Source organism: Kineococcus sp. G2 (genome assembly GCF_037154035.1).
Lineage (GTDB): Bacteria > Actinomycetota > Actinomycetes > Actinomycetales > Kineococcaceae > Kineococcus.
Genome location: NZ_JBBBEM010000016.1, coordinates 14366 through 29313, shown reverse-complemented (window position 1 = coordinate 29313; position 14948 = coordinate 14366). Strand labels below are relative to the sequence as shown.

General features: G+C 73.0%; 15 protein-coding genes. 5 read left to right on the top strand and 10 right to left on the bottom strand.

All coding sequences use genetic code 11. The features are described from left to right. Positions 1–33 precede the first annotated feature (33 nt). Genes V9U69_RS03330 through V9U69_RS03320 form a run of 3 tightly spaced genes read left to right on the top strand, consistent with a single transcriptional unit; the run spans position 34 to position 2862 of the window. A complete protein-coding gene (locus V9U69_RS03330; RefSeq protein ID WP_337059878.1) occupies positions 34–1149 on the top strand; it encodes a Gfo/Idh/MocA family protein in 1116 nt (371 codons plus the stop codon). Between the two features lie 34 nt (positions 1150–1183). Beyond that, on the top strand, positions 1184–2128 hold the full coding sequence (locus V9U69_RS03325) for a PmoA family protein (RefSeq protein WP_337059877.1): 945 nt from the start codon (positions 1184–1186) through the stop codon (positions 2126–2128). After that, a complete protein-coding gene (locus tag V9U69_RS03320) occupies positions 2125–2862 on the top strand; it encodes a cupin domain-containing protein (protein WP_337059876.1) in 738 nt (245 codons plus the stop codon). The genes V9U69_RS03325 and V9U69_RS03320 overlap by 4 nt, the downstream gene beginning before the upstream one ends. A gap of 36 nt (positions 2863–2898) precedes the next feature. Here the strand turns inward: V9U69_RS03320 and V9U69_RS03315 are convergent, their stop codons facing one another. After that, complete coding sequence (locus V9U69_RS03315) at positions 2899–3138, bottom strand: hypothetical protein (RefSeq protein WP_337059875.1); 240 nt, start codon at positions 3136–3138, stop codon at positions 2899–2901. Between the two features lie 183 nt (positions 3139–3321). Here V9U69_RS03315 and V9U69_RS03310 point away from each other — a divergent pair, with 183 nt between their 5' ends. Beyond that, positions 3322–3873: a hypothetical protein gene (locus tag V9U69_RS03310; RefSeq protein WP_337059874.1), complete on the top strand. Its 552-nt coding sequence runs from the start codon at positions 3322–3324 to the stop codon at positions 3871–3873. On the opposite strand, the gene V9U69_RS03305 is transcribed toward V9U69_RS03310, so the two are convergent. From V9U69_RS03305 to V9U69_RS03275, 7 genes are all read right to left on the bottom strand, one after another. After that, positions 3863–4363: a hypothetical protein gene (locus tag V9U69_RS03305; RefSeq protein ID WP_337059873.1), complete on the bottom strand. Its 501-nt coding sequence runs from the start codon at positions 4361–4363 to the stop codon at positions 3863–3865. The two genes, V9U69_RS03310 and V9U69_RS03305, sit on opposite strands and share 11 nt — an antisense overlap. Positions 4364–4476: 113 nt before the next feature. Beyond that, positions 4477–5802, bottom strand: a complete 1326-nt coding sequence (locus V9U69_RS03300; protein ID WP_337059872.1) for an extracellular solute-binding protein — start codon at positions 5800–5802, stop codon at positions 4477–4479. Positions 5803–5897: 95 nt separating this feature from the next. Beyond that, the gene (locus V9U69_RS03295; protein ID WP_337059871.1) at positions 5898–6770 is read right to left on the bottom strand and encodes a phytanoyl-CoA dioxygenase family protein; all 873 of its coding nucleotides are present in this window, start codon (positions 6768–6770) and stop codon (positions 5898–5900) included. 58 nt (positions 6771–6828) lie between these two features. Beyond that, on the bottom strand, positions 6829–7722 hold the full coding sequence (locus V9U69_RS03290) for a carbohydrate ABC transporter permease (protein ID WP_337059870.1): 894 nt from the start codon (positions 7720–7722) through the stop codon (positions 6829–6831). A 2-nt stretch (positions 7723–7724) separates the two neighbouring features. Next, positions 7725–8675, bottom strand: coding sequence for a carbohydrate ABC transporter permease (locus V9U69_RS03285; RefSeq protein WP_337059869.1), 951 nt, complete (start codon positions 8673–8675; stop codon positions 7725–7727). Then, positions 8675–9982, bottom strand: coding sequence for an ABC transporter substrate-binding protein (locus V9U69_RS03280; RefSeq protein WP_337059868.1), 1308 nt, complete (start codon positions 9980–9982; stop codon positions 8675–8677). The genes V9U69_RS03285 and V9U69_RS03280 overlap by 1 nt, the downstream gene beginning before the upstream one ends. Before the next feature lie 62 nt (positions 9983–10044). Next, positions 10045–11685 (bottom strand): alpha-N-arabinofuranosidase, encoded by a 1641-nt coding sequence (locus V9U69_RS03275; RefSeq protein WP_337059867.1) that lies wholly within the window; start codon positions 11683–11685, stop codon positions 10045–10047. A 262-nt stretch (positions 11686–11947) separates the two neighbouring features. Between V9U69_RS03275 and V9U69_RS03270 the strand changes: the two genes are divergently transcribed. Further along, positions 11948–12973, top strand: a complete 1026-nt coding sequence (locus V9U69_RS03270; protein WP_337059905.1) for a LacI family DNA-binding transcriptional regulator — start codon at positions 11948–11950, stop codon at positions 12971–12973. Positions 12974–13028: 55 nt separating this feature from the next. Here V9U69_RS03270 and V9U69_RS03265 read toward each other — a convergent pair whose 3' ends face one another. Both V9U69_RS03265 and V9U69_RS03260 read right to left on the bottom strand, forming a co-directional pair. Next, entirely contained in the window at positions 13029–14108 is a 1080-nt protein-coding gene (locus tag V9U69_RS03265; protein ID WP_337059866.1) for a nucleotidyl transferase AbiEii/AbiGii toxin family protein, read from the bottom strand. Then, complete coding sequence (locus V9U69_RS03260; protein ID WP_337059865.1) at positions 14099–14908, bottom strand: type IV toxin-antitoxin system AbiEi family antitoxin domain-containing protein; 810 nt, start codon at positions 14906–14908, stop codon at positions 14099–14101. The genes V9U69_RS03265 and V9U69_RS03260 overlap by 10 nt, the downstream gene beginning before the upstream one ends. Between the last annotated feature and the right edge of the window lie 40 nt (positions 14909–14948).

Sequence of the window (14948 nt, the reverse complement as noted above, 5' to 3'; positions counted from 1 at the left end):
CCCCCACCCCGCACCGCCCTGGAGGCAGTCCCCGTGACGAGCACCCCGTCCCCCCGCACCGTCGCCGTCGTGGGCACCGGCGGCATCGCCGCCGCCCACGCCCGCGCCCTGACCGCGCTGGGGGACCGGGTGCGCCTCGTGGCCGCGGTCGACGTGGACGCCGGGCGCGCGCAGGCGTTCGCCGAGCAGTGGGGCGTGCCGCGCGCCGCCACCGACCTGGCCGACGTCCTGGCCGACACCCGCGTGGACCTGGTGCACGTGTGCACCCCGCCGAGCGCGCACGTGCCCGTGGCCGAGCAGGCCCTGGCCGCCGGGGCGAGCGTCGTGGTGGAGAAGCCCATCGCCCTGTCCCTGGCGGAGACCGACCGGCTCCTGGCCGCCGAGGCGGCCTCGACGGGTTCCGTGGCGGTGGTCTCCCAGCACCGGTTCGGTTCCGGGATCCGCCGGCTCAGCTCGATCGTCGCCGACGGCACCCTGGGCCGTCCCCTCGTCGCCACCTGCCTGACCCAGTGGTACCGCCCCGACGAGTACTTCCAGGTCCCCTGGCGCGGCACCTTCGAGGTCGAGGGCGGCGGGCCCACCATGGGCCACGGCATCCACCAGATGGACGTGCTGCTGTCGGTGCTGGGGCCGTGGGAGGAGGTCAGCGCGATGGCCTCGCAGGGTTCGCGGCCCACGAGCACCGAGGAGGTCTCCGTCGCCACCGTGCGCTTCGCGTCCGGGGCGCTGGCCAGCGTGGTGAACTCCGTCGTCTCCCCGCGCGAGACGACGATCCTGCGCTTCGACCTGGAACTGGCCACCGTGGAGGTGCACCACCTGTACGGCTACGGCGACGACGACTTCACCGTCACCGCCGCTCCCGGCCACGAGGAGGCCGCCGCCACCGCGTGGGCGCGCGAACCGCAGGGGGTGCGCAGCGGCCACGAGGCGCAGTTCCGCGCCGTCCTCGACGCGCTCGACGCCGGCGAGGTGCCCCCGGTGCCGCTGGCGGGCGCCCGCGACACCCTCGAACTGGTCGCCGCGATCTACCGCTCCGCCTTCACCGGAGGCGCCCCGGTGCGACGCGGTGAGATCGACGCCGAGGACCCGTTCGCCGCCCGCATGGACGGCACGGGCGCCCCCTGGGCCCGGATTCCCAGCGCCCGCTGAACCCCTGCCACTGCCTGAGAGGACCCCACCCCCGATGAGCACCACCACCGCGGCGACGGCGCTCGCGCTGGACGACACGACGCCCGGGCGCCTCGTCGTGCGCGCCGGCGACGTGGACATCGCCACCTACGTCCACGACGGCGACTTCGCCGCGAACGAGTCCCGCAAGCCGTACCTGCACCCGCTGCGCACCCTCGACGGCGCGGTCGTCACCGCCTACCGCCCGAACGACCACCGCTGGCACAAGGGCCTGCAGATGACCGCCTCGCACGTGTCGGGGCAGAACTTCTGGGGCGGCGGAACCTACGTGCACGGGCAGGGCTACGTCCCCCTCGACAACGTCGGGCGGATGCGGCACGACGCCTTCGACGCCGTGGAGGCCACCGCGGACGCCGTGACGTTCACCGAGCGGCTGACGTGGATCGCCTCCACCGGGCAGGAGTGGGCGCGCGAGGTCCGCACCCACGCCTTCGGGTCCGTGGACACCGACCGCGGCACGTGGACCCTGGACTTCAGCACGGAGATCACCAACACGCGCGGTGAGCCCCTCGAACTGGGCAGCCCCACCACGCACGGGCGCCCCGCCGCCGGGTACACCGGGTTCTTCTGGCGCGGCCCGCGCGGCTGGACCGGCGGCGCCATCACCACCCCGGACCGCGAGGGCGAGGACGCCATGGGCACCTCCAGCCCGTGGCTGGCGTACTCCGCCACCCACGACGAGGTGGACGGCGGCGGCACGCTGCTCGTCCTGGCCGGGTCGGCGTCGACCACCTCGAACCCGTCGGTGCCGCTGCACTGGTTCGTGCGGCACCAGCCGTTCCCCGCGATCGCCCCGTCGTTCGCGTTCTCCGACGAGGTCGTCCTCGCCGACGGCGAGTCGCTGCGGCTGCGGCACCGCGTCGTCGTCGGCGACCGGGTCTGGGGCCGGGAGGAGATCGAGGCGGTCGCCGCGGCGAACGCCCTGGACACCGACCGGTGACGGCGGGCGTCCCGGAGTTCCCCGGCGCGGTCGGGCTGTCCGAGCTGAACGTGTACCCGTGGGAGACCGCGGACGACCTGCACGGCGGCTCCCCGCACCTGCACACCACCTGCACGGAGGCGTACGTCGTCGTCGGCGGCCGCGGCGAGCTGCACACCCTGACGGCGTCCGGGTACGCCGAGCACCCGCTGAACCCCGGGGACGTGGTGTGGTTCACGCCCGGCACGATCCACCGCGCGGTGGACGTCGAGGACCTCAAGGTGGTCGTCGTCATGCAGAACTCCGGCCTGCCGGAGGCCGGCGACGCGGTCATGACGTTCCCGCCGGAACACCTGCGCGACGAGGAGGCCTACCGGCGGGCCGCGTCCCTCGCCGGTCCCGACGGCGTCCCGTCGCCGCAGCGGGCGCGCGAGCGCCGCGACCTCGCGGTCGAGGGCTTCACCGAGATCCTGCGGCGCACCCGCGCCGGTGACACCACCGCGCTCGCGGAGTTCCACGCCGCCGCCGCGGCACTGGTGCGCCCGCGCACCGGGCGGTTCCGCGAGCGCTGGCAGCGCGGGGCGGCCGCAGTGGCCCGCCGGACGGGCGAGCAGATCGACGCCCTCGAGCGGGGCGAGCACGCCCACCTCGCCGACGGTGTCGTGACCCGGCTGGAGCGCCCGGAATCCACGACGCTGGGGATGTGCGGGTTCCTGGCCCCCTACGACGCGGCGCGGGTGGCGGCGGGCGCCTGACGGCGGCCCCCGCGCCCCGCAGCCCCGGCGAGGGGGTCAGTCGGTCGGCTCGGACAGCGGCGCACCACCGCCGCCGTCCTGGTCCCCCTCCGCGCCGTCCGGCACGACGTCACCCGACGGCGCGGAGGTGCCGTCCTCCTCGCGGCTGCGCGCGGCGACCCGGCGCACCTCCGCGTCCACGCGCTCCTGGATCTCGTCGACGACCGCGGGCAGGTCCGAGCCGGGGGGCGCGGGCGCCTCCCGGGGAACCGGTGCGCCGTCGGGTCCGGTGCTCATGACTGCGTCCTCTCCGTCGTCGGCTGGCCGCACCACCGTAGCCAGGACGCCCCTGCCCCGCCCCCGCACGCCGGCGCCGGGCCTGCTGCCGCGCCGGGGGGCGCGCCGCCCCGTCCTGGGCCACAGTGGACGCCTCACCCCCTCGCGTCCGCGAGGGGCGGACCCAGCACCGAGGAGGCCTTCGTGTCCGAACGCCAGACCGTCATCCGCTCCCTGCACGACATCGGCCTCGCAGCGTGGTTCGGCGGTTCGCTGTTCGGCGCGGTCGGCCTCAACGGCGCCTCCGCCGCCGTCTCCGACCCGGGCGACCGCACGCACGTGGCCACCGCCGGCTGGGCGCGGTGGGCGCCGGTCAACGCCGCCGCGATCGCCGTGCACAGCATCGGCGGCATCGGGCTCATCCTCGGCAACCGCGGGCGCGTCGTCGGCCAGTCCGGCACCCGCGGCAACACGGTGCTGAAGTCCGCCGTCACGCTGGCCGCGATGGGCGTCACCGCCTACTCCGGCTCCCAGGGCGCCAAGCTCGGCAAGGACTCCCACGCCCCCGCCGAATCCGGCGTCGACCCGGCGCAGGGCACCCCCCAGGAGATCGCGAAGGCGCAGAAGCGCCTCAAGGTGCTGCAGTGGAGCATCCCCGTGCTGACCGGGGTGCTGCTCGTCATGGGCGCGCAGCAGGGTGAGCAGCAGAAGGCCGGGCAGGTCGCCTCCGGGCTGCTGGGGTCGCTCAAGCGCTGAGGCGCCCGGGGCGGCCCGGGGGGACGGCGGGCCGCCCGCACCGCGCCCCACCACGCCGGGTAGACCGCGCCGGCGGAGAAGCCGGGCAGACCCACCCGGTCCGGGTCCACCTGCCACGCGGTGGCGTTCCGGCGCACCAGGCGCAGCGCGGCGCCGCCGTCGGCCAGGGCGTGCGGCCGCCGCTCCCGCGACACCTCCGCGAGGTGGCGCGGTCGCCGAGGCGCCGCACCGCGGCGGCGAGAGCCGCTTCGTCGATGGGGGTGGGCACGAGCCGGTAGCGCAGCACGAACGCGGCGATCCCCCGTTCGGCGAGCCGCTGCGCCACCAGGTCGCCCTCGTGGTCGGCGGCCAGGACGTGCAGGGCGCCGCCGGGGGCGATGACGACGCCGGTTCCCGTGCGCGTCGCCGGGTCGGGCAGGTGGGGGGTCAGCGTGGGCACGGTGACGTTGCGCAGCAGCAGCTCGCCGCCGGCACCGGTGCAGGTGGTCACGGCGGTGTCCTCACCGCGGTGCCCGCCGAGGGGGACGGGGGCCAGTCGCCGCACGCCTGCCCCCCGCGCCGCCGCCGGCTGCGGCGAGGGCGCGAGGGGGTGGGCGGGGGTGGTCACGAAGCGGTGGTGGCGTTCATCGCGTCGGCGAACTGCTGCGGGGTGACGCTGAGGGTGAACAGCTTCTCGATGTTCTCCAGCAGCGCGTCCGCGGCGGTCGGCGACAGCGCCTGGTCCCAGGATTGCTGGAACGTCGGCGCGCCGGACGCGAGGTCGTAGACGAACTGGAGCCACTCGGCGTCCTCGGAGTCGCCGAAGCGGCTGTCGGCGCCGACGACGATGGGCACCGAGCCGGCGGCGATCCAGGCGTCCGTGGTGGCGTCGGTCACCAGTCCCTCGGCGAGGAACTCCTGCGCGGCCGCCTTCGCCTCGTCGGTGGCCGTGGCGGAGAGCGCGTAGTACCCGGACGGGTTGCCCACCGTCGCGGCCGGGTCCCCCTTGCCGCCGGTGACGGTGGGGAAGTTCACGTACCCCAGCTGGCCACCGGTGACGAAGTCGCCGCCGTCGGCCTTCATGGACCCGTACGTCCAGGCGCCGTGCAGCATCATGGCGGCCTTGTCGGTGTAGAGCAGGGCCTGGTCGGCGTTGGAGTCGGCGGCGATGGAGGCGAAGCCGTCGACGAAACCCCCTGCGCGCACCAGGTCCTGTACCTTCGTCAGGGCGTCCAGCGACTCCGGGCGCGACCACGCGTCCGCTTCGCCGTCGTAGATGGCCTGGAAGAGCTCGGCCCCGCCGATGCGGTCGTACAGGTACTCCAGCCACATCATGTTCGTCCACCGGGACTGCCCGCCCAGGGAGACCGGGGCGATGCCCGCTCCCTTGAACACGGGCACCAGCGCCATGAGGTCGTCCCAGGTGGCCGGCGGCTGAGCACCCACCTGGTCGAACAGCTTCTTGTTGTAGTAGAAGACGATCGGGGTGACCGCCTCGCACGGGACGGCGTAGATCTTGCCGTCGACGGTCGCCGCCGCGAAGGCGCTGGAGAACAGCTTGTCCTTCAGGTCGGCGTTCTCCTCGAAGAACGGGGTGAGGTCCTCCACCTTGCCGTTGCTGACGTAGTCGCGCAGGCCGCCCCCGCCCCAGGTGGGCAGGATCGTGGGCGCCTGGTCCGCCCCGATGGCCGTGCGGATCTTCGCCTTGTACGCGTCGTTCTGGAAGGCGGTGAGGGTGATCTCCTGGTCGCCGTTCGCCTCGTTGAAGGTGTCGACGGCGTCGGTGCGGATGCCCTCCCCGGGCTGCCCGGTCAGGATCCACATGGTCGCCCCGCCGCTGGAGGCCTGCCCGGGGCCGGAGGACCCGCAGGCGGCGAGGGCTGAGGCGGCCAGCGGGGTGGCCAGGGCCAGGGCGAGGAACGAGCGGCGGGTGGCCGGGGTGGCGGTCATGGAGGGCTCCGTTGCGCTGTGCCGCGGCGGTGCGGCGGTAGGGGGGCAAGGGAAGCACGCGGAGGGGTGTATCGCTACACCCCTCCGTGTGGTGCTCAGCGGGCCGCGGGCTCCGCCTGGTGCGGGTGGCGCAGCCGCTCGGGCACGACGGCCTCGCGCGGCCCGGTGGGCGTGAAGGGGTGGCGCTCCACGCCGAGCCCGCGCAGCACCGCCCGCTCCACCGGGGAGTGCTCGGCGGCGTCGGCGCGGTCGAAGCGCAGCGGCTCGCGCAGCGCGATCGGCGGGTTGGTGATCAGCCGCTGGGCGCGCAGCACGTTCTGCGAGGTGGCGTGCAGCACGTACGGGTGCATGAGCACCACGTCCCCGGCCCGGCCGGTGATCTCCGTGAACCGCCGGCACCGCTCGATCAGCCGCGTCTGCTGCAGCTGCTCGGGCAGCACCCCCTCGGGGTGCTCGGCCAGGAACCGGGCCACCACGCCGACGGAGTCGGTGGCCACGAAGGTGCCCCCGCCGCGGCTGTGCACGTCCGTCCACAGCACGATCGTCAGCAGGCCCTGCTCGGGCGAGTCCAGGAAGTGCCGGAAGAAGTCCCCGTCCTTGTGCCAGCCGGGCACCGCGGCGCTCGGCTCGCGGAACGGCTCGTCCGCGCCGACGCCGAGGTTCGCGATGAAGCCGTCGCCCCACCGCCAGGGCAGCTCCACCCGCTCGGCACCGCCGAGCAGCTGGCACGCCGCGGCGAAGGCGCGCGGGGCGAACTCCGCAGCGTCCACGTGCTCCTCGGAGGGCAGGTGGACCCGGGGGCGGTCCCAGGTGCCCGGGTCGTCCGGGTCCACGCCCAGGCGCTGCCAGCCGCGCTGGACCCACGCGGCAGCCGCGGCCGGGTCGAAGGCGCCCGGGACCACCACGTAGCCGGTGTCCAGGAAGTGCTCGACCTGGGTGTCGTCGAGCACGGGGGTGTCGTCGGTCATGACCGTCCTTCGGGGTGCACGGGGAGGGTGAGGGGGGTGGGTCGGCTGCACCGCCGGCTCACCCCTTGAAGGCACCGTCCATGATGCCGGAGACCATCTGCTTGCCGAAGAAGGCGAACAGGACGAGCAGCGGGATGGTGACCAGGAACGAACCGGCCATGGCGAGGCCGAGGTCGACGGAGATGTTGCTCTGCAGGGCCTTGATGGCGATCTGCGCGGTGTACATGTCCGGGGACTTCAGGACGATGAAGGGCCACAGGAAGTCGTTCCAGGCGTTGACGAAGCCGAGCAGCCCGAGGACCGCGGCCGCCGGCCGGACGACGGGGAAGGCGATGCGGGCGAAGATCTGCCAGGAGTTCGCCCCGTCCATGCGCGCCGCCTGCAGCAGCTCGTCGCTGATGGTGGCGCTGATGTGCTGGCGCATCCAGAAGATGCCGAACGCGCTGACCAGACCGGGCACGACGAGCGCCTGCAGGGTGTCCACCCACCCCAGGGTGGAGATGACCATGTACTGCGGGATGACGGCGAGCTGGGCCGGGACCGTCATGGTCAGCACGAGGATCAGAAAGAGCACGTCGCGTCCGCGGAACGTCATCTTCGCGAAGGCGAAGCCCGCGAGCGAGCAGAGGAACGCCTGCCCCACGGCGATGAGGGCCGCGACGATGAAGCTGTTGATGAGCGACCGCACGAACGGCACGGTCTCGAAGACGAGCCTCAGCAGGTCGGGGAAGTTGCCTCCGGGAACCACGCGCGGCGGCAGCTGGGTGGCCGCCTCGGAGCCGACGGAGGAGACGACGAACATCCAGTAGACCGGGAAGATGCACGCCGCAGCCGCCAGTCCGAGGATCACGTAGGTGTACCAGCGCACGCGCACGATGCCCCTGCGCCGGCCACGGGCGGTCGCGACCGGCCGGGCGTCGCTGCTCCGACGGGAGTCGGTGGTGGTGGCCATGGTCAGCCCTTCTTCCCCAGACGGCTCGAGAGCAGGAAGTTGATGAACGCCACGACGACGATGATGGCGAACAGCGCGACGCCGACGGCCGAGCCGTAGCCGAACTTGAACGACCCGAAGCCCTGCTCGAAGAGGAACAGCGAGAGGGTCTGGCACTGGCGCGCCGTGCCGCAGGTCAGGGTGCCGTTGGACAGCAGCAGCGGCTCGGTGAAGATCTGCAGGCCGCCGATGGTGGACATGATGACGGTGAAGATGATCACCGGGCGCAGCGACGGCAGGGTGATGTGGAAGAACTGCTTGACGGGACCCGCGCCGTCCACCGCGGCCGCCTCGTACAGGTCGCGCGGAACGGCCTGCAGCGACGCCAGGTACAACAGGGTGTTGTAGCCGAACCACCGCCAGATGACCATGGCCGAGATGAGCACGTGACTGCCCACGGCCGAGGACATGAAGTCGACGTGGCCGAAGCCCAGCAGCTCCAGGAACCAGTTCAGCAGGCCGTAGTCGCGGTTGAACAGCTGGGCGAACACGATCGCCGTCGCCGCCACCGAGGTGATGTAGGGCAGCAGCATGGCCATGCGGAAGAAGTTGGCCAGGCGCAGGAAGGCGTTGTTCAGGACCTGCGCCAGGATCAGCGCGATGATCAGCTGCGGGACGGTCGAGATGATCCAGATGCTGAAGGTGTTGCGCAGCGCGTTCCAGAAGCGCGGGTCGTCGCCGAGCGCGCGGAAGTTCTGCAGCCCGACGAACGTCTTGTCGCCGATCGGGTTCCAGTCGAACAGCGCGACGTAGAAGGTGAACAGCAGCGGGAAGAGGCCGAAGACGAGGAAGAGCACGTAGAACGGAGCCACGTACCCGTAGGGCGCCAGCCGCTCCCAGCGCTTCTCCACCGGCCGGGTCGCTGTGGTTGGCTTGGCCGGCCGCAGCGACCCGGGCGTCAGGGTGGCGCTCATCAGGCGCCGATCGCCGTCTCGATGTTCTGCACGGCGGTGTCCCAGGCGGCGTCGGCGGGAGCGCCGTCGCCCTCGACGCCGTTGAGCGCGTTGAGCAGTTCGGTGCTGATCTCGGTGTTGTACTGGCCGTTGACGAAGGGCTCCAGCCCCAGGACGGCCTGGGTGAAGATCTTGCCCGTGGGCGCGTCGCTGAAGAAGGGGTCGGTGTGGTTCACCAGCTCCGGCTTGTCGTAGTTGACGGGAGTGGTGGGCAGCGACCCGGCGTCGATGAAGTGCTTCAGCTGCTGCTCGGGCGACTGCATCGTCGTGATGTAGTCCCACGCCGCCTGCGGGTTGGCCGCGCGCGCCGGGATCGCCAGGTAGCTGCCGCCCCAGTTGCCGCTGCCGCCGGGGATCGTGGCGATGTCCCACTTGCCCGCGGTGTCGGGAGCCGCGGAGCGGATGGAGCCGAGCATCCACGACGGGGCGGCGAGGGCGGCGAACGCCCCCTTGGCCATGCCGGCGTTCCAGCCCTCGGTGAAGCTCTCCAGCTTCGCGGTGATGCCGGCGGCGATGGCCTGCAGACCCAGGTCGAAGGACTCGCGGACGACGGGGTTGGTGGCGTAGACCACCTCGCCGTCCCTGGAGTAGTACTGCTCCTCACCCTGCGAGACGGCCTGCAGGAAGACCGTCGTGGCGGCGTTGTCGATGAACGCGTTGCCGGTCGCCTCGGTGTAGCGCTGGCCGGTGGCGATGAAGTCCTCCCACGTCGGCCACAGCGCGCTCACCTCGTCCCTGTTGGTCGGGAGCCCGGCGGCGGCCATGAGGTCGGTGCGGTAGGCGATGCCCATGCCGCCGACGTCGGTGGGGATGCCGATGATCTCCCCGGACTGGGCGGTGGCCTGCGCCATCACCCACTCCACGTAGTCGTCCTGGATCTCGTCGGCGCCGAGCGTGGTGAGGTCGACGAAGTTGCCGGGGTTCATCATGAACTTCGGCAGGTCACCGGCCTGGATGAGCACCAGGTCGGGCACCTTGCCGCCGGCCAGGGCGGTGGTCAGGCCCTGCGCGGTCTCCTGCGCGTTGCCGACCTCGGTGAGCTTGACGGTGACCTCGGGGGCGAGCTGCTTGTACTCCTCGACGGAGTCCTTCTGGTTGATGCCGGTGAAGGACCAGAACTCGAAGGTGTTCGGGTCGCTCGAGGCGGACGAGCCGCCCGAGCACGCCGAGGCCGTCAGGGCGGCACCGCCGGCGAGCGCGGACAGCGCCAGCAGGCGGCGGCGGGAGAGCGCGGAGGCGGTGGAGGACAGCAGGGGCACGGTGTTCACGGGGATCCCCTCCCTTGGGGAGTCGTGGTGGACTGCGGCGGCTGCGGCCGGCGCGGCGGGTCTCAGTCGCCGGTGGCGAAGGTGACGGTGGCGAAGGTGACGGTGGCGAAGCTGTGAGCCGGCAGGGTCGCCGTGAGGACACCGTCGCGCAGGTGCACCTCGTCGAGGTCGCGCACGGCCACCGGGGTGGACGTGGCGGTGTTGTGGGCGCTGACGTGGTCCGCGGTCAGCACCCGGGCGTGCGGCGCGGTGACGGTGCCGCCACGCACGTGCAGCGCCACCTCCAGGGGCGCCTCGGCGTCGAGGTTGCTCAGCGAGACGAGCACCTGCCCGTCCTTGGTGCTGGCGGAGGCGGAGAAGGTCGTCAGCTCCTCCTCGCCCGCGCGGCGGCTCGGGGCCGCCCCGCGCACGGTCAGCGGCAGGGAGGTCGCGTCCTGGTGCCCCTTGTTCATGGCGAACACGTGGTAGGTGGGGGTCAGGACCAGCGTGTCGCCGTCGGTGAGCAGCACCGCCTGCAGCACGTTGACGGTCTGGGCGATGTTGGCCATCACGAGACGATCGGCGTGGCGGTGGAAGGCGTCGAAGTGGACGGCGGCGACGAGCGCGTCGCGCACCGTGTTCTGCTGGAACAGGAACCCGGGGTTGGTGCCGGGCTCGACGTCGAACCACGTGCCCCACTCGTCGAGGACGAGGCCGACCCGCTTGTCCGGGTCGTAGGCGTCCATGACGTTCGCGTGCCCGGCGATGATGCGCTCGACCCCGCGGGCCTTGAGCATGGTGCGGTAGTACTCGTCGGTGTCGAAGCCGGTCGCCGAGCCCTTCTCGTCCCACGTCGGACCGGTGATCGTGTAGTGGTGGAACGAGATCGCCTGGTAGGTGTTCGTGCCGTGCCCGCTGACCGGGCCCGCGCCCAGGTAGCGGCCGAGGTTCTGCATGAGCACCTCGGTCCAGCGGTAGTCGGCGTCCGCGGCACCGGCGGCGATGCGGTACAGGTGGTTGTCGCCGTGGTCGAGGCTGTAGGTGCCGAACTGGCGGGCCAGTTCCGCGTAGGCGGCCGCCCCCATCCCCCCGCCGCAACCCCACGGCTCGTTGCCGAGCCCCCAGAAGGGCACGGACCAGGGCTCGTCGCGCCCGTTGGCCCGCCGCAGGCGCGCCATGGGCGAGTCGTCGGCCCGGGTGAGGTACTCGATCCACTCCGCGGCCTCGCGCACCGTGCCGCTGCCCACGTTGGCCGAGACGTACGGGGCGGCGCCCAGCAGCTCGCACAGGGCCATGAACTCGTGGGTGCCGAAGGAGTTGTCCTCCACGACGTCGCCCCAGTGCGAGTTCACCATCGTCGGGCGCTGCTCGCGCGGGCCGACGCCGTCGCGCCAGTGGTAGGTGTCGGCGAAGCAGCCCCCCGGCCAGCGCAGGTTGGGGATGTCCAGCGCGCGCAGCGCCTCCACGACGTCGAGGCGGATGCCGGCCTCGTTCGGGACCTCGGAGTCCTCCCCCACCCAGAAACCGCCGTAGACGCAGTGGCCGAGGTGCTCGGCGAAGTGGCCGTACAGGTGGCGGTTGATGCGCGGGCCGGGCAGGTCCACGTCCAGCACCGCCTGGACCCGCTGGGCGGGAGCGGCGGCGGCGCCCAGCACGCTCGCGGCGGCCGCGGCGGGGGGTGCGGTGGCCGGCGCTGCGGCGGCTCGTTCGTCGTCGATGAGCACGGGGTCCTCACGGGGTCGGTGGGCCGGTCGGTGCGGCAGCTCCGACGTCGAGGGTGGCGCCGTCGACGTCGTCGTGCCGGTGCTGGTGGACCCCCTCCGTCGGAAGCCCGGTCGAACCGGCGTGTATCGATATAGTGAGGACGGCGCCGGGCGCTGTCAAGCGTTTCGCCCCACGTGCACCGCCTGTAGATTCGAGAGCGCGGACCCGCCCGCGGACGATCGCGGCGGCCGAGGGCACGAGGAGAGGTGTGGCGTGGTCACCATGCGCGACGTGGCGACGGAGGCGGGCGTCTCCCCCATGACCGTCTCCAACGCGCTCACCGGCAGGCGCCCCGTCAGCGCGCGCACGCGGCAGCTGGTGATGGAGACCGTCGAGCGCCTCGGCTACCAGGTCAACGTCGCGGCCCGCAGCCTGCGGCAGGGCCGCACAGGCGTCGTCGGCATCGCGGTCCCCACCCTGGACAGCCACTACTACAGCCAGCTCAGCCACCGGCTCGTGCGGGCGTTCTCCCAGGCCGGGCTGGCCACCGTGGTGGAGGAGACGCACGCCAGCAGGGAGGGAGAGCTCGCCGCCTTCCGCGACTCCCGGCTCAACGCCTACGACGGTCTCGTCATCGCTGCCCTCGGTCTGACCGAGCGCGAGATCAACGCCCTCAGCCGCGAGGTCCCCGTCGTCGTGCTCGGCGAGCAGGAGCTGCACCAGACCGTCGACCACGTCAGCATGCCCAACGTCGAGGGGGCGCAGGCCGCCACCCGCCTGCTGGTGGAGCGCGGCTGCCACCGGCTCGCCATCGTGGGCTCTCCTCCGCTGGACGACCTGGAGGGGATCGCGATCCCCGAGGGGCCCGCCTTCACGCTGCGCGCCCACGGTTTCCGCCACGTCGTCCGGGACAGCGGGGTGGACGCCACCGCGGTCCACTGCGGTGTCACGCAGGCCGCAGGCGCGCACTGCGCCCGGCTGCTGCTGCAGCAGCCGGAAACCCCCGACGGGGTCTTCTGCGTCACCGACACGCTCGCGTTCGGGGTCGTGCGCGGACTGGCCGACCACGGCGTCCGCGTTCCCGACGACGTCCTCGTCGTCGGTTTCGACGACGTCGAGGACGCGCGGTACCACATCCCGTCGCTGTCCTCCATCGCCCCGGACCACGAGGCGATCGTCGACCAGGCGGTGCAACTGCTGGCCCGGCGCATCGCCGACCCGACGGCGGAGCCCCGGGACGTGACCGTGGGGTTCGAGCTGGTGGAACGGGAGTCCACCGTCTGCCCCGGGGGGCAGGTTCAGGGGTAGGTGACGAGCGGACGACAGGTCCGGCGAAACGCTGCACCCGTCCCGCTCCTCGCCGTCAGGCGTTCTCCGTGGTCCAGCGCCACATCCTCTCCACCTCGCGCGCCGCATCGGAGGCCGCGACGCGGATGCGGCCCTGGTGAGCCAGGGCCGTCCGCCAGGCACCCTCGTCCGGCGGCGGGGTGAAGGTGGGTGCAGAGCGTCCGAGCGGCCCGTGACGCGTGAACAACGCCGCGGCCTCCGCGTCGAACCAGCCGCTCGACCCCAGCGCCCACAGGTCGTACAGGTCGCGCGGGGAACGTCGATCGTGCCAGGCGCTCACCTTGCCGGCCACGAAAGCCGGGGTGCTCAGCGTGGCCAGGGATGCGGGCGGGGCATCGGAGTAACGCTGGTGCAGCGCCCGCACCTGCCGGGGCCAAGGCGGGTAGGACGTACCGGGCAGCAGTTGGATGCGCACCCGGACGTCACCGAAGACCGCCACGGCCGCCTCGGTGTCGGCGACCTCGCCGAGGCTGGGACCTGCCCAGGTCAAGGCGCCGTGCGTGCGCCGCAGGCAGCGCCGCAGGACCTGCTCGATGGCCGCGGCCATCTCCCGGCGCGGGGCGTAGGTGAGCAGGTCGATGTCCTCGCTCAGGCGCAACGTGGGCAGCACGGTGCGCGCCAACGCGGTGCCGCCGAAGAACACCAGATCGCCGTCGCGCCTGGTCGCACCGTCCACGGTGGCCAAGGCGGCGAGGACGTGGCTGATGGCGTGGTCGCGCAGCACCTGCTCGGGCGCAGCGCCGAACCGCTCGGCCACGTCGATGACCTCCTGCGGCTGCAGCGCGCGCGGGCGCCGCTCCAGCGTGCGGCGCCGGGCCTCCTCACGCTCCGCCTGGATGGTCTCCCCGCGCAGCAGCGCCGCGGTCAGGCGTGCCGCTGCGGCGTCCTGACCGACCAGCTGTGCTTCCTCCTGCTCGCGCCGCAGGTGCTCGCGGCCCGCGGGAGTGCTGGCGTAGGCGCTGGCCACGTCGAGCCAGGCGGCGTCCATCCAGCCCGGCTGCCCCCAGGTCACGTCCGTCCACCAGGCACCCTCGGGCACGGCCCGCTCGTAGCGCAGCCGCAGGCCGGCGACCTCCTCGTCATCGGTCACGCGCACCCGCCGGTCCTCACCAGGTCACCACTGAGGGCGCCCCGGACGTCCCCGTGCACGGCGGCGCGTGGCTCCGGGTCGAAGTGAGCGCCCTGGCGCACCCGCCGGGCGCGGCGCAGCGCCGAGCGTCCCCGCTGGCCCTCGGCGAGGTGCTCGAGCAGTTCCTCGTCGCAGCGCGGCCACAACCCGCGCACGGCCTCCGACACCTCGCCGGGCAGGTCCAGCAGGTCCGGGCGGCGGGCCAGGTCCAGCAGCGTCTGCTCCGGCCCGGTGACCAGGACGGGGCCGAGGTCGGTGCTCATCGACTGCGCATCAAGGGCGTCGGTGTCGCGCTTGACGAACAGCACCTGAGCGTCCTCGCGGTCTTCCAGGGCCAGGGCGGGGTGCTGCCCCGGTACGGCGACGACGGCGCGAGCCAAGGCACGCGGAGTCGCCCCGTGCAGGCGGGCGGCGGACAGGTGCATCAGGACCGGCACGCGCTCGCCGTACAGGGCGGTGGCCACCCCGGCGGCCAGCGCCTCCAGGCTGGGCCGCCACGAAGCGGCGGCGCCTTCGGGGACGGCGTAGTGCAGCCCGCGGGCGGCTCTGCGCACCCGGCCCTGCTTGCGCAGGCGGTGCAGCTGCACGGCGGGCTGGGTGTAGCGGTGCGCGAGGGCCTGGGTCCTGAAGGTCCGCAGGGGTGCGCGGGTGATCTCCTCCGGCAGGGCGGCCATCGACTCCTCCTCGCACCAGGTGGCGTGCGTACGGAGGAGCTTAGCACTTTCAATAAGGATGCCAATACTGTTTGCGGTCCACTCGATGCTCAACCCTCGTCGTCCGGGAACAGTCCGTGCCTGCAGAACACGG

What these genes read in the sequence shown, in the direction of transcription:
- V9U69_RS03325 (WP_337059877.1), top strand. Translation starts at nt 1,184, where the DNA reads ATGAGCACCACCACCGCGGCGACGGCGCTCGCGCTGGACGACACGACG.
- V9U69_RS03315 (WP_337059875.1), bottom strand. Translation starts at nt 3,138, where the DNA reads ATGAGCACCGGACCCGACGGCGCACCGGTTCCCCGGGAGGCGCCCGCG.
- V9U69_RS03300 (WP_337059872.1), bottom strand. Translation starts at nt 5,802, where the DNA reads ATGACCGCCACCCCGGCCACCCGCCGCTCGTTCCTCGCCCTGGCCCTG.
- V9U69_RS03295 (WP_337059871.1), bottom strand. Translation starts at nt 6,770, where the DNA reads ATGACCGACGACACCCCCGTGCTCGACGACACCCAGGTCGAGCACTTC.
- V9U69_RS03290 (WP_337059870.1), bottom strand. Translation starts at nt 7,722, where the DNA reads ATGGCCACCACCACCGACTCCCGTCGGAGCAGCGACGCCCGGCCGGTC.
- V9U69_RS03285 (WP_337059869.1), bottom strand. Translation starts at nt 8,675, where the DNA reads ATGAGCGCCACCCTGACGCCCGGGTCGCTGCGGCCGGCCAAGCCAACC.
- V9U69_RS03270 (WP_337059905.1), top strand. Translation starts at nt 11,948, where the DNA reads ATGCGCGACGTGGCGACGGAGGCGGGCGTCTCCCCCATGACCGTCTCC.